Source organism: Pseudomonadota bacterium, assembly GCA_018823285.1.
Classification (GTDB): Bacteria; Desulfobacterota; Desulfobulbia; order Desulfobulbales; family JAGXFP01; genus JAHJIQ01.
Window position 1 is genome coordinate 1 of sequence record JAHJIQ010000051.1, and the last position, 13,520, is coordinate 13,520.

The window sequence follows — 13,520 nt, forward strand, 5'->3', positions numbered from 1 at the left end:
ATTCCCTGTCTCCGTCGATCAATCCACAATCCCCGGCAAGTTAAGCAGGAGCAACTCCCTGCAGAAGCCCCCCTCCTGTGGGAGCGGCCTTCTGTGGGAGCGGCCTCCCGGCCGCGAATGCCCAGGGTGGCAAACCACCCGAATGTTCGCGCCCGGGAGGTCGCTCCCACAACACCACGCGGGCAATTGAGCCTTCTGTTCGCGGCCGGTAGGGTGCTCCTACGATCCCTGTTTTACCTGTTCATCGCCGAAGGCCATCTCGACCGTGATTTCGTGATTATAACACCGGTTCCGCAGGTCGATGATCACTGCCAGCGGGTCGTGGCCGGGGAGCCGGAAGCGTCCGTCAGCATGCCGGCTGAGCCCCCAGTCTTTCCGCCAGCCGTCAAGTATCCGGCCGCCCTCTTCTCCGGGGGGCCCGAGAGCGACTTTGAGCAGCATCATCCCTGCCCGGAAAGAAAGTTTTCGACCAGCTGTTTGTGTTGATCGACCGCCCGGCCGTACTGGCTGTTCAGTTCGTTCAGCACCCGCTGCCACTCTTCGTTGAATTTCGGATGCTGGTTGGGTTTCAGTTTCATGCTCCTCCCGGTCTGCTTGGCCAGTGCCCCTTCCATCTGGGCCATCTGCTGCGCAAAAGCAGCTTCCAGCTGCTCCTTGGCCTGGACCCGGTGCTGCATGTACTGATCGAGAATTTTTTTCAGGTCACCGAATACCGCCAGCAGGTCGCGGTTCCCCTGGCTCAGCTGGACCAGACCGTTCATCGCCAGCTCCGCATTCTTCAACTGCTCTTCATCTCTGGGCAGGATGATGTTGCGGAGTAACGATTTCGCAGCCCCTTTCAGAAAATCAACCCTCTCCTTTTCAGGGCGTGCGGCGACAAGCCCGCCAAGACTGCTCTCCTCTCCACGCATAAAAGCCGCTCCGGCCCGCATGCCCTCTTTCAGGATATCATCACCGGAGACCCCTTCTCCTTCATGCTCTCCTGCCATCCGGGCGGCACGCTCCAGAACCATATCCATGGTACTTTTTATTTCCGCCATTTTCCTTGCTCCATGTTCTTGATTTTATCGGGTTCATCATTGTAATACCGAAAGGGATTTATAAGCAATATCCGGGAAAGTTACAAGCGACACCAGCGTCAAGCTTGTCTTCCTGATCGTCATGGACTAAATTGTTCTGCTCACAAAGCATTGATTTCGATTCGAACCGGCGCCTGAGATTGGCTATCCGGGGAGATCCCGGAGATTCGCGGCCGGGAGGCCGCTCCCACGGGAGGACCGGCCGAAATTGGCGGGAGCACCCTCCCGGCCGTGAAAAAAACTTATACCTGGGAAACCACAAGGACAACCGATGCGCGCTGCCATGTACTACAACAACCGGGACATCCGCCTGGAAGAGGTCCCCACCCCTGCGGCCGGACCAGGAGAACTGCTGGTGAAAATCGAATCCAGCGGCATCTGCGGCAGTGACGTGATGGAGTGGTACCGGATTCACAAGGCACCGCTGATCCTCGGCCACGAGATCGCGGGAGAAGTCGTGGCCGCCGGGGAAGGGGTGACCTCTTTCCAGCCCGGTGACCGGGTTGCCGCCACCCATCATGTACCGTGCAACACCTGTCATTTCTGTCTGACCGGTCACGAAACCGTCTGCGACACCCTGCTGTCCGGCACCCATTTCGATCCGGGCGGCTTCTGCGAATATGTCCGGCTCCCGGCCATCAATGTCGATCGCGGCACCTGGAAGATTCCTGATTCGCTCTCTTACGACAGCGCAACCTTTGTCGAGCCTCTGGCCTGTATCCTGCGCGGCCAGCGGACTGCCCGGCTGAAACAGGGCAGCTCGGTGCTGGTCCTTGGCAGCGGCCTCGCGGGGCTCATGCATCTTGCCCTGGCAAAGGCGAGCGGCGCAGGCTTTATCGGCGCCACCGACATGAACGATTTCCGTTTGCAGGCGGCGCAGCGTTTCGGGGCAAGCCTGGCCATAAAAGCGGACCAGGACGTGGCCTCGCTTTTCAGGAAACACAACAAGGGACTCGGCGCCGATCTGGTGATCGTCTGCACTTCGGCAACTCCCGCTTTTGAGCAGGCCTTCCGGAGTGTTGAAAGGGGCGGCACCATCCTCTTTTTCGCCCCGACCATGGATGGCGTCACCCTGCCGCTGTCGATCAACAACATGTTCTGGCGAAGGGATATCACCTTCACCACCACCTATGCCGGAAGCCCGGCCGATTGCGTGACCGCCCTTGACCTGATCGCCAACGCCCGGATTCCGGTGGAAGAGATGATCACCCACCGATTCGGCCTGGCCGATGCCGGAGAAGGGTTCAGACTGACCGCCGAAGGGGCGGATTCATTAAAAGTAATCATCCGACCACAGGAATAATTCTAAACAGAACGGATCAAAATGGAGGCCAACTATGCCAGAAGCAGATAAGGAAGGAAAAGACTATTGCCTTGATGTGCCCGCTGAAAACAGCGGCTTTTTTCTCAAGGGTTCAAATAACCTGGATTGGGGGATGAAGAACCGTCTGGCGCGGATCTTCAATCCAAAATCCGGCAGAACGGTGATGCTCGCCATCGACCATGGGTATTTCCAGGGGCCGACCACCGGTCTGGAAAGAGTCGACGTGAAAATCATGCCCTTCGCCGAGCACGCCGACACCCTGATGCTGACCCGCGGTATTCTGCGGAGCAATGTTTCACCGACCTACTCCAAACCGGTGGTGATCCGGGCGAGCGGCGGCCCGAGTATTCTCAGGGAACTCTCCAATGAAGAGATCGCCATGAGCATGGAGGACGCCATCCGCCTGAACGCGGCAGCCCTCGCCATCCAGGTGTTTATCGGCGGTGAATTTGAAACCAGATCAGTACACAACATGACCCGCCTGGTCGATAAAGGCCTTCGCTACGGCATCCCGATCCTCGCCGTTACCGCCGTCGGCAAGGAGATGGTCCGTGACGCCCGATATTTCCGCCTCGCCTGCCGGATGTGCGCGGAACTGGGCGCCCAGTATGTCAAAACCTATTATGTGCCGGAAGATTTCGAAACGGTCACCGCCAGCTGCCCGGTGCCCATCGTGATGGCAGGAGGGAAAAAAATCCCCGAGCTTGATGCCTTGACCATGGCCTACAATGCCGTCCAGCAGGGAGCCTCGGGCGTCGACATGGGCCGCAATATCTTCCAGTCTGAAACCCCGATTGCAATGCTCCAGGCAGTGAAGGCGGTTGTTCATGAGAACCTGCCACCCAAACAGGCCTTTGAAATGTTCAATGATCTGAAAAACGAAGGCAGGGGGTGATAAACGGCAGGAGCCAGAAGACAGAAGTCAATGTGGCCAATGGGCGGATCTTTTTCCCATGATTTTTTTCTGCGCCATGTCTTTTTATTAGGGGCCGGAAGCCAAAATCCAGTAAAAGCCGTTTTCTTTTCTCCTGGCTCCCGGCTTCCGGCTTCTGGCTTCTCCCATCATGAATGAATCAAATGCTGCTTCAGATCAAACCAGCCCCCAGATATACAAGCCATACCCGCCAAGCATGATCCCTGCCGGCAGCCGCCCGATCCGGTGGCGGAAATAGATCACCAGCAGCAGCGCCAGGGCATACCCAAGCATGGTCGGCAAATCCCTCGCCAACAGTTCTCCGGCCATCGGAAAGGGCTTGAGGGCGGCGGTGCCCCCGAGCACCATCATCAGGTTGAACAGGTTGCTGCCGACAATATTGCCGACCAGGATATCGCTCTCTTTGCGGCGGATTGCGGAAAGAGAGGATGCCAGTTCCGGCAGGGAGGTGCCCACTGCCGCCACCGTGAGTCCTACGACCAGTTCCGGGACGCCGAACCAGGCGGAGATTTTAACCGCCCCTTCGATAAAGAGGTCCGAGCCATAAGCGAGCAGCAGCAGGCCGAAACCCTGCAAGCCGATAATTTTCAGATTCGACTCCCGTTCGGCACGCTCTTCTGAAAGATCGGGGTCTTGCGGTTGGTCCCTGCTGTTCCGACATGAAGAAACCGTGTACCAGACAAGTCCGGCAACCAGCAGCAGCCCCAGACCACGGTGAAAAAAACCGAAAACGGCAACGGCTGTGACCAGAGCGCTGACCGCCACGACCAGGCCGAGATCCTTGCCGACACTGGGAAACTCCACCTCCGGAGGCCGGATCAGAGCCGACAGGGCCAGAACCAGCCCGATATTGGCGATGTTGCTGCCGACCACATTGCCGATCATGATATCGACATGATTCTGAAAGGAGGCGGCCAGACTGACGAAAAGTTCCGGCATCGAGGTCCCGAAGGCCACGATGGTCAAGCCCACCACCATCGGCTTCATTCCATGCTTCAGGGCGAACTTCGACGCCCCGGAAACCAGCGCCTCACCCCCGGCAACCAGCATCAGCAGGCCGCCGATAAGGGCCAGCAGGCTCATGCTCAAAGATGCGATATCTTGCTCCATAATCACCGTCTCTTTATCATTGGCGCCTGTATTGGACAGGAAAGAAGTACAGAATGAATTGTACGAAAGGCTTCCTTTTATACCGCAAGGGCAAAAGTTTCTTCCGGGCAGCCGAGCTGCTCAACTTGAGCTTGATAAATTTCTCGTGAATCCTTTCGCATGTCTGGTCATCGCCGCTTCTGCAAGCTCTTTCATCTCTCTCCGGATCAGCGAGAGATGCACCAGGGGCGGAATGGAAGGCAGGGTCTGATCGACAGGCTCCGGGGGGTCAACCTTCAGTTTTCGATCAAGATTTTCGGCAACTCCCCCGATCGCCGGGCCCTTCAGCGACTCGTTGCCATCACTATCCAACCCGCGTAAAAAACCCAGAATATTGCCGATATCATTTTTCTTGTAGAAAAGCTTGATCTCTTCGTCAATCTCCTCACGTTCGGCGAGAATCTCCCGGTACTTTACCCTGTACTCTTCAACATGGGTGACCAGAAGGTCATAACAGCCGAGAAGCAGGTTTTTAAAGCGGCCCGCCCGGGTAAGCCCCTTGGCTTTAACCCCGGCAAAAATCCGGGCCCGGATGGTGGGCGAGGAGATCATGTACTCGTCAAAAAAGAGGGCGTTTTCAAGACCGGTCAGATCCAGGAAACGCTCGATCAGGGCCCGGTCCTGCAGAATATAATAGATTCTGGCCAGATCCAGGGCAATCCGCTGCTCAATGGTCATGGTCTGCAGATGAATCTTCCTGGCCAACTCGTACTTGTCTTCTTCGATCAGCTTGCGGAAGCCGAAATATCGTTCCGCGATCTCTTTTCTGATCTCATAGGTCATGACCTTTGCGATATCGACTGTCATTTATGGAAACCCTCCCGGCGCCGGCTCTTTTTCCTTGCTCTCTGCGGCCCGCAATATATATTTGACACACACACTTGGCGAAGGCATGCTTGCAACTGACCTTCCCAAGGCATTCATTTACGGCTTGCCCTCCTTCATTACAGAACGGGCCGAATCATCCTGCCGCCTGAAAAAATACTCCTGAATCCGTGACGGCTTCGGGCGCTCAATCATCTCAGGAGATTGTAATTACGTAAAAAATGTTTTCTTTGCTGCGGGGGTAAATTTTCATCCGCCGCCCTGCGGGGCGTTCGAGAGCGGATCATCTGCTGCGTTGACAACTCGTTGATATACCATATGTATGATCAACATCGTCGCCGCCTTGCATCTGAACCACTCTCAAGCACTCACGGATTCAGGATACTATAAAAGGGTTTTGCAACTGTTGCCATGACAAACTTTTCTTCCAAAGATGACTCGGTCCAGCTTGTCAAAGAGGCTGCCGACATTGTCGAGATCATCGGTGAACATGTCAACCTGAAAAAAGCAGGGACAAACTACAAGGGGCTCTGCCCTTTTCACTCCGAGAAAACCCCATCCTTCACGGTGAATCCGGCCAGGGGCTCATATCATTGTTTCGGCTGCAATGAAGGCGGCGACGTCTTTTCTTTTTACATGCAGTACCACAATGCAACCTTTCCGGAAGCACTGAAGAACCTGGCCCGCCGCTACAACGTGACCCTGCCGGAAAAACCCCTTTCCCATCAGGACCAGGAGCGGGCCAGAAAAAGAATCAACCTCTACGAGATTCAGGAGCGGGCCGCGACCCTGTTTCACGAAACACTGCTGCACGATCCGCTGGCCGCCGGGGCGAGAAAATACCTGGAAGACCGGGAAATCCCCACGGAAATCATCAGCAGATTCCGGCTCGGCTATGCCCCGGACCGCTGGGATTTCCTGGCGGGCAGGATCACCGACTCCCACCGGCGCGACCTGGCCTGTGAGGCGGGGCTGCTGGTACGAAAAGAACGGGGCGGGTTTTACGATCGATTCCGGGACCGGCTTCTCTGCCCGATCATGAATATGAGCGGCCAGACCGCCGGATTCAGCGGCCGGATTCTCGGGGCCGGCCAGCCCAAATACATGAATTCACCCGAAAGCCCGGTCTATGACAAAAGCCGTCTGGTGTATGGTCTCTACCAGAACCGGGAACAGATCAGGAAGGCAAGGCGCTGCCTTCTGGTTGAAGGAAATTTCGACCTGCTGTCTCTTGCCGCCAAAGGGTTTGATTACGCTGCGGCGCCACTGGGCACCGCCCTGACGAGATATCAGGTGCGCTCCCTGAAAGGGTATGCGGAAGAGGTGGTCATCCTCTTTGACGGGGATGCCGCGGGATTGAAGGCGGCAATGAAAGCGGTGCCGGTATTTCTCTCCGAGCATGTTGAGGCAAGAGTCCTGATTCTCCCCCCTGAGCACGACCCGGACACCTTTATCAGGGCACACGGCAAGGAGGCACTGGCCCGGAAAATCGAGACTTCGGTATCATTGCCGGAGTTTGTATTTCACCATCTGAAATCAATCCACACCACCTCGGTTGACGGAAAGGCCCGGATCGTTACGGAAATGCAGGGCATCATCAATGAACTGGAAGACAACTCGGTAGAGAAAACCGTTTTCGTTTCTCATTTTGCCCAGAAACTTGGAATCCCTCCGGAACAGCTGGTAAAAACAAATGCGGGGATCGCTCCGCCGGGCAACGCGGATAAAAACAAAGATCGCAAAAAAACAGAGCCCCTCACCCTCTCTTTCAAGGAAAAACAGTTTCTGGAATTTTTAATTATTTTCCCAGAATACTTGCAAAAATTCACAGAAGCTGGCATTGAAGATGTAATCATCGGTTCTTTTGGCAAGCTTATTTTAAAGCATCTGCAGGAGAGTGCCGATGATGCAACAGGTGGGCAGGAACGTCTGCTGGATCTGGCCGAGGGGGAGGAAAGAGCCTTTATCTCAGAATTGCTTATCACTTCGCCATCCTACACCGATGAAGAGAAAGAGCACACCGCAGCCGAAAAACTCGGCTGGCTGCACCATAATCGATTAAAAATCATGCGGGAAAATCTGACCCGCCAGATCAATGAAGCCCATCGATCTGGAGACGTTGCATTGTGCATGAAACTTATCGAACAGAAAAACTCCCTGGATAAGGGCCCCGGCAATCAGGAATTGAGCTAGCCGGTTGAAACTTGCTGGAGAACTTTATTGACAGGTCGCAAAGCGCACAGCAAGAATAAAGGGGCGGGGGGAAAATCCACCGGAGATTTCCCTGTACCGGAATTCGATGATGACCTTGATGATGGTCTTGAGGATACCGAGGCTGTATTCGCCGATGGGTCTTCCGACGATGAATCCCTTGATGAACTGACCGCGATCATCGGTGATGACGCCGCCTATGCGGAAGCGCCCACCAGTATCGGCGCGGACAGTGACAATGAGTTTGCCGATCACGAAACCCCTGATCCAGTCAAGGTCTACCTGCGTGAGATGGGGGCTGTCTCCCTGCTCTCCTCCAAACAGGAAATCGAACTGGCCAAGCAGATCGAAAAAAGCGAGAAGCTGATCCAGGGGGCAATCATTGCGACCCCCGTAGCTCTTTCCGTATTGAAACAAATTGCAACCGCCCTCCAGGACGACAGCCTGTCGATCGCCAGCGTGATCCGGGGCGTGAACGACGCCGACCCCAAAGCAGTAAACGAAATCAAAGACCGTTTTATCTGGCAGATCAGAGAAGCGGAACGTCTTGAGCGTGAAATGATCGCCTTCCGCAAGGACCTTCAGGACCCTGAGATCGATCAGGCAACATACATGAAGGTCTCGATCAGGATTGAGAGAAACGAAAATTCGGTGGTCCGCCTTTTTCAGGAAGACCGGATCGCCGGCAAGTTCATCAAGGAGATCATCAATAAATTACGCCGGCTGGCAATCATCATGGAAGAGGCCACCAACCGGGCCCGGAAAGCCAGAGAAGCGGAAGAAGGCAAAAGCGGTCAGCCGACCGCGGACGAAATCCGGCTGCACATGATTGAAGCCAAGCATGGCATCGACCATGAAACACTGCAGGAGATTTTCTCGAAAATCGCCCTGGGCGAAGAAACCTCTCTCCATGCCAAAAAATACCTGGCCCAGGCCAACCTCCGGCTGGTGGTCAGCGTCGCAAAAAAATATGCAAACCGCGGGCTGCAACTCCTGGACCTGATCCAGGAAGGCAACATCGGGCTCATGAAAGCGGTGGACAAATTTGAATACCGTCGCGGTTACAAATTCAGCACCTATGCGACATGGTGGATCAGACAGGGAATCACCAGGGCCATCGCCGATCAGGGCCGGACCATCCGCATCCCGGTCCACATGATTGACACCATCAATCGCCTGTTGAAATGCTCCAAAAAATTAACCCGGGAGACCGGCCAGGAACCAAGCCCTGCCGAGCTTGCCCTGGAACTGGATATTGATGAAGAAAAAGTAAAAAATATCCTGAAGATCTCCAAGGAGCCTGTCTCCCTTGATGCTCCCATCGGTGGTGGGGAAGACAGCTTTCTCGCAGATTTCATTGAAGACGAGGACAGCATGTCGCCGCAGGATGCCTCCGTCAAGGAGAGCCTGAAAAAAAGCTTAAGCGATGTCCTCTCCACCCTCTCGCCACGGGAAGAGAGTGTGGTCAGAATGCGCTTCGGCCTGGACAACGAACTCGACCTGACCCTTGAAGAGGTCGGGAAAAACTTTTCGGTGACCAGAGAGAGAATCCGCCAGATAGAAGCCAAGGCCATCAAGAAGCTGAAACATCCATCACGAAAAAAATACCTTTCCAGCTTCAATGAGGATCGCTGACCCCCAAGCTTTTTCTCCCTTGCCGTCTCCCCATCAGATGTCTGCCGCAAACGCACCATGCTATGAAGGTAATCCCGGACCCGTTTTTCCTTTGGCAAGAATATCCAGATTCATCTTTCACCCTTCGGGGATAAGTTTCGTACGAGCGCAGACAAGCTGCTCAACTTGAGCTTTATCCCCCTGAAAGCAAGGATGATTCGGGAAATTATTTGTTGACAGAGTTCCCCCTTGTTTTATAGTTCCGTCCTGTTTTCCAGATGAGCCGGAGCTGTATTCCAGAAAATTATTCTTTGATTTCGGGATGTGACATCTTCCCAGATGATTGATCCCTGGATGACGGATACTTGCTGCAAATGAAGGACCATGGAGCCGCCGGACACCCCGGCCAGGTTTTTTTTTCGGAACATCTGGAAACACCGTTGTTTTTTTGAACGACTCGAACACCTGCCCATTATAGCGGCAATTGCAAAAGGTCTTCCGCCCTTCAGGATTGCACCAGGCTCCCGGGGCAATAGAGAAAGAAAGTCTCTATCTGGAATTACATGGAACGTATTGAAGCGTGGCTTACATTATATATGACTCCGGGGCTCGGTTCAGCCGGGTGCAGACAACTGGTCAAACGTTTTGGCGAGCCCGCATTGGCACTGCAAGCCTCCCGCCGCGAGCTTGAAACGGTTCCCGGACTCAAAAAAGAATGTATAGAATCAATCGGACTTGAAAGCATCAGGACAAAGGCCCGGAAAGAATATGAGCAGGCGCGGAAGTCGGGGGTCGCGATTCTCTGCTGGGACGATCCTGGATACCCTGCCATGCTCCGTGAAATTCCCGGCCCACCGGCCCTGATCTATGTGAGAGGAAGCGCCGCATCTCTCTCCGGACCGGCCATCAGCATTGTCGGATCAAGGGCTGCCAGTTCATATGGAACAAGAGCTGCTGAAGATCTGGCCGGCCAGCTGGCCCGGCTTGGTTACACAATAGTCAGCGGCCTCGCCCTGGGGATCGACACCGCGGCCCATCGCGGAGCATTACAGGCCGGGGGAAAGACCATCGCGGTTCTCGGCTGCGGCGTTGATATTGTCTATCCCCGACAGAACCTGAAACTGTACGGTGACATTCAGGGAAATGGTGCGGTAATAAGTGAGTATCCGTTCGGCACCAAACCGGAAAGTTTTCGTTTCCCGGGCCGAAACAGAATTATCAGCGGCTTGAGCCGCGGGGTGGTTATTGTCGAGGCGGCACGTCGTTCCGGCTCCCTGATCACCGCGAACTACGCACTTGAACAGGGCAGGGAAGTCTTTGCCGTGCCGGGCCGGGTTGACTCCCCTAAAAGCGAAGGCACCCATCGCCTTCTCCAGGACGGGGCAAAGCTTGTCCTGAATGCAGATGACATTGTCAATGAACTGGGACCGGACTGTCCGTCCAGCGGAGATGCGGTTGCCTCAGTGAAAGCCCGGAAAAAAGACCTTCCCGAGCTTGATGAACAAGAGAAAGTGCTGCTGGGTCTTCTTGAGGTGTACCCGAAACCAATTGACGACATCATTACCGAAAGCGGCATGCCGGTGGAAAAAGTAAACGAACTGATGCTCCTTCTTGAACTGAAAGGAGCCTGCGAAGTTCTGCCGGGCAGGCAGTATCAGTTGAGAAATTGAAGCTCCCCGCAGCAGATAGCAAACAGCGTGAGACTTCGAGCTGCGGGGAATGCGTTTCGCTGTGCATCATAAGCACAACACTCCCTTCGGGGACAAACTTCGGAAGAGCCGCCGGTTTACTCAACCTGAGCTTTTACACCTTAATAACTTTTAGATAGAAGAGAAAAATGTCCAAATCCCTGATCATTGTTGAATCCCCGGCCAAGGCGCGAACCCTGCAGAAATACCTTGGCAAATCGTTTACGGTCAAAGCTTCTGTCGGCCACATCCGCGACCTGCCGACCAACAGCCTGGGCGTTGATGTCGAGAATGATTTCGAGCCGAAATATGTGACCATCAGGGGGAAAAGCAAGATCATCAACGAACTCAAAAGCGCGGCGAGCAAGGCTGACGAAATCTTTCTGGCCCCCGACCCGGACCGCGAGGGTGAAGCCATCGCTTACCACATCGCGGAAAGCTTAAAAAAAACCAACAAACCGATCCATCGGGCGCTGTTCCATGAGTTGACGAAGAAGGCGATTCTGAACGCCATAGAGAATTCCACGGAGCTCAACTACAAACTCTTCGAGGCCCAGCAGGCGAGGCGAATTCTCGATCGTCTGGTCGGCTACCAGATATCCCCTCTGCTGTGGGAAAAAGTCCGCCGGGGCCTGAGCGCCGGCAGGGTTCAGTCCGTGGCGGTGCGGATGATCTGTGAAAGAGACCAGGCGATCAGGGACTTCAAACCCGAAGAGTACTGGACCATTTCGACCAGATTCGAAGGAGCGTTACCGCCGCCGTTTCTCACCCAGCTCGACTCCTTTGACGGCAAAAAGATCACCGCCAAAAAGAACCGGATCGAAAATCAGGCCAGGGCTGATGAAATTTGTCAGTATATCAAAGGCGCCGAGTTCAAAGTCGGCACCGTTGACAAGAAAAGAAAGAAAAGACACCCTTCACCGCCTTTTATCACCAGCTCCATGCAGATGGACGCCAACCGCAAGTTGCGTTTTTCCGCCAAGAAAACCATGACCCTGGCGCAAAAACTCTACGAAGGAATCGAACTTGGCGCAGAAGGGCCCACCGGTCTTATCACCTACATGCGTACCGACTCAACCCGGATCAGCGATGACGCGATCACCGGGGCCAGGGAATATATCGCCGGCGCTTTCGGGGCCGATTTTCTGCCGGATACCCCGAACATCTACAAGACCAAAAAATCGGCCCAGGATGCCCATGAAGCAATCCGGCCGACCAATGTTGACCATACCCCGGAAAAAATGGCCGGCTTTCTCGACAAGGACATGCTGGCCCTCTATGCCCTGATCTGGAAAAGATTTGTCGCCTGCCAGATGGCTCCTGCGGAGTTTGACCAGACAACCATATCCGTCAATTCCGAACGCTGCACCTTGAAAGCAACCGGCTCGGTCATGCGCTTTCTTGGGTTCATGAAACTCTATGTGGAAGCAACGGATGATAATCCAGCCAGCGACAAGGGAGAAAACAGTGACCCTGACACCGACCTCCTGCTCCCGGATCTTCAGGAGAACGAGCCCCTGACTCTCATGGAGACGATACCGGCCCAGCATTTCACTCAACCACCGCCGTATTACACGGAAGCTACCCTGGTAAAAGCCCTTGAGGATAACGGGGTCGGGCGTCCGAGCACCTATGCCGCGATCATCTCAACCATCCAGGACAAAGAGTACGTGCTGCTCGCCAAGAGGCGCTTTGAGCCTACCGATCTCGGCCGACTTGTAAACGACCTCCTGGTCACCCACTTTCCGACTATTCTTGATGTAGAGTTTACGGCAGGAATGGAAAAGCAGTTGGACCAGGTCGAAGATGGTTCCAGAAAATGGCTGACCCTGCTGCAGGATTTTTATGGGCCCTTCCGGGAAACACTGGAAACCGCCCGCCAGGAAATGAAATCCGTGAAAAAAGCAACCATCCCCACCGATATTCCCTGTGAGCTGTGCGAGGGCAAGATGGTCATCCGCTGGGGAAGAAACGGGGAATTTCTGGCCTGCGAGAATTTCCCCACCTGCAAACATACCCAGGATTTCACCAAAGACGAGAACAACACGGTTATCCCCGTAGCCAAACCGGAACCGGAAAAATCCGATGAGATTTGCGAAAAATGCGGCAAGCCCATGGTTTTCAAACAGGGACGCTACGGCACATTCCTGGCATGCTCAGGGTATCCTGAATGTCGTTTTATCAAGGCTCAGAGCACCGGCGTCAAATGTCCTGAAGAAAATTGCTCCGGTGAAATTGTCCAGAAAGTGTCCAAGAAAGGCAAAGTGTTTTACAGCTGTGATCGTTATCCGAAATGCTCTTTTGCGGTCTGGGACAAACCTGTTGCCGAGCAATGCCCTGACTGTGGCGCCCCTTTTCTGGTAGAAAAGATTACCCGCAAAGACGGAGCAACCATCAAGTGTTATCAGAAAACCTGCAAATATTCTCGCCCTCTTGAGTAACGGTTTTTCGGGGCGGCCGGACCGGATTCGTACCAAGCTCTTTTTCGCCTCCCCATATACCACGAAATTTGCAGGAGATATTGTAAGCAGCCGTCTCTGAAAGCCGACGCCCCGGGGGGATCACGAACTGCGGGTGACGCCCCGGCGCAGGACAGTGCCCCCGAAGCATAATTACATATATACCTGTTCATTTATCCTGCTGGACAAAGCGTCCTGCCGCCCCCCCCTTTTTTCCCACCAAAAAAAAAATCAGAC

10 protein-coding genes are annotated in these 13,520 nt (G+C 54.5%); 6 read left to right on the forward strand and 4 right to left on the reverse strand.

All coding sequences use genetic code 11. The features are described from left to right. Positions 1-219: 219 nt before the first annotated feature. Both KKG35_12325 and KKG35_12330 read right to left on the reverse strand, forming a co-directional pair. Positions 220-444 (reverse strand): hypothetical protein, encoded by a 225-nt coding sequence (locus KKG35_12325; protein ID MBU1738914.1) that lies wholly within the window; start codon positions 442-444, stop codon positions 220-222. Further along, a complete protein-coding gene (locus KKG35_12330) occupies positions 441-1,040 on the reverse strand; it encodes a hypothetical protein (protein ID MBU1738915.1) in 600 nt (199 codons plus the stop codon). The genes KKG35_12325 and KKG35_12330 overlap by 4 nt, the downstream gene beginning before the upstream one ends. 310 nt (positions 1,041-1,350) lie before the next feature. Here KKG35_12330 and KKG35_12335 point away from each other — a divergent pair, with 310 nt between their 5' ends. Both KKG35_12335 and lsrF read left to right on the forward strand, forming a co-directional pair. Beyond that, positions 1,351-2,382: a zinc-dependent dehydrogenase gene (locus KKG35_12335; protein ID MBU1738916.1), complete on the forward strand. Its 1,032-nt coding sequence runs from the start codon at positions 1,351-1,353 to the stop codon at positions 2,380-2,382. A gap of 34 nt (positions 2,383-2,416) precedes the next feature. Next, positions 2,417-3,298 carry a 3-hydroxy-5-phosphonooxypentane-2,4-dione thiolase gene (gene lsrF, locus KKG35_12340; protein ID MBU1738917.1) on the forward strand — a complete coding sequence of 294 codons (882 nt, stop codon included), beginning with the start codon at positions 2,417-2,419 and terminating at the stop codon, positions 3,296-3,298. A gap of 195 nt (positions 3,299-3,493) precedes the next feature. On the opposite strand, the gene KKG35_12345 is transcribed toward lsrF, so the two are convergent. Both KKG35_12345 and KKG35_12350 read right to left on the reverse strand, forming a co-directional pair. Beyond that, positions 3,494-4,420: a calcium/sodium antiporter gene (locus KKG35_12345; protein ID MBU1738918.1), complete on the reverse strand. Its 927-nt coding sequence runs from the start codon at positions 4,418-4,420 to the stop codon at positions 3,494-3,496. 147 nt (positions 4,421-4,567) lie between these two features. Beyond that, positions 4,568-5,293: a hypothetical protein gene (locus KKG35_12350; protein MBU1738919.1), complete on the reverse strand. Its 726-nt coding sequence runs from the start codon at positions 5,291-5,293 to the stop codon at positions 4,568-4,570. Between the two features lie 429 nt (positions 5,294-5,722). On the opposite strand from KKG35_12350, the gene dnaG reads away from it, so the two are divergent. From dnaG to topA, 4 genes are all read left to right on the forward strand, one after another. Beyond that, a complete protein-coding gene (dnaG, locus tag KKG35_12355; protein ID MBU1738920.1) occupies positions 5,723-7,504 on the forward strand; it encodes a DNA primase in 1,782 nt (593 codons plus the stop codon). Between the two features lie 309 nt (positions 7,505-7,813). Then, entirely contained in the window at positions 7,814-9,157 is a 1,344-nt protein-coding gene (gene rpoD / locus KKG35_12360; GenBank protein MBU1738921.1) for an RNA polymerase sigma factor RpoD, read from the forward strand. Between the two features lie 542 nt (positions 9,158-9,699). Next, complete coding sequence (gene dprA, locus KKG35_12365) at positions 9,700-10,806, forward strand: DNA-processing protein DprA (protein MBU1738922.1); 1,107 nt, start codon at positions 9,700-9,702, stop codon at positions 10,804-10,806. 167 nt (positions 10,807-10,973) lie between these two features. Beyond that, positions 10,974-13,265 (forward strand): type I DNA topoisomerase, encoded by a 2,292-nt coding sequence (topA, locus tag KKG35_12370; GenBank protein MBU1738923.1) that lies wholly within the window; start codon positions 10,974-10,976, stop codon positions 13,263-13,265. The last annotated feature ends 255 nt before the right edge of the window (positions 13,266-13,520 follow it).

Excerpts from the sequence above, each read along its gene's own strand:
- KKG35_12325 (MBU1738914.1), bottom strand. The coding sequence starts at position 444 with ATGATGCTGCTCAAAGTCGCTCTCGGGCCCCCCGGAGAAGAGGGCGGC.
- KKG35_12330 (MBU1738915.1), bottom strand. The coding sequence starts at position 1,040 with ATGGCGGAAATAAAAAGTACCATGGATATGGTTCTGGAGCGTGCCGCC.
- KKG35_12335 (MBU1738916.1), top strand. The coding sequence starts at position 1,351 with ATGCGCGCTGCCATGTACTACAACAACCGGGACATCCGCCTGGAAGAG.
- lsrF (MBU1738917.1), top strand. The coding sequence starts at position 2,417 with ATGCCAGAAGCAGATAAGGAAGGAAAAGACTATTGCCTTGATGTGCCC.
- KKG35_12345 (MBU1738918.1), bottom strand. The coding sequence starts at position 4,420 with ATGAGCCTGCTGGCCCTTATCGGCGGCCTGCTGATGCTGGTTGCCGGG.
- KKG35_12350 (MBU1738919.1), bottom strand. The coding sequence starts at position 5,293 with ATGACAGTCGATATCGCAAAGGTCATGACCTATGAGATCAGAAAAGAG.
- dnaG (MBU1738920.1), top strand. The coding sequence starts at position 5,723 with ATGACAAACTTTTCTTCCAAAGATGACTCGGTCCAGCTTGTCAAAGAG.
- rpoD (MBU1738921.1), top strand. The coding sequence starts at position 7,814 with ATGGGGGCTGTCTCCCTGCTCTCCTCCAAACAGGAAATCGAACTGGCC.
- dprA (MBU1738922.1), top strand. The coding sequence starts at position 9,700 with ATGGAACGTATTGAAGCGTGGCTTACATTATATATGACTCCGGGGCTC.
- topA (MBU1738923.1), top strand. The coding sequence starts at position 10,974 with ATGTCCAAATCCCTGATCATTGTTGAATCCCCGGCCAAGGCGCGAACC.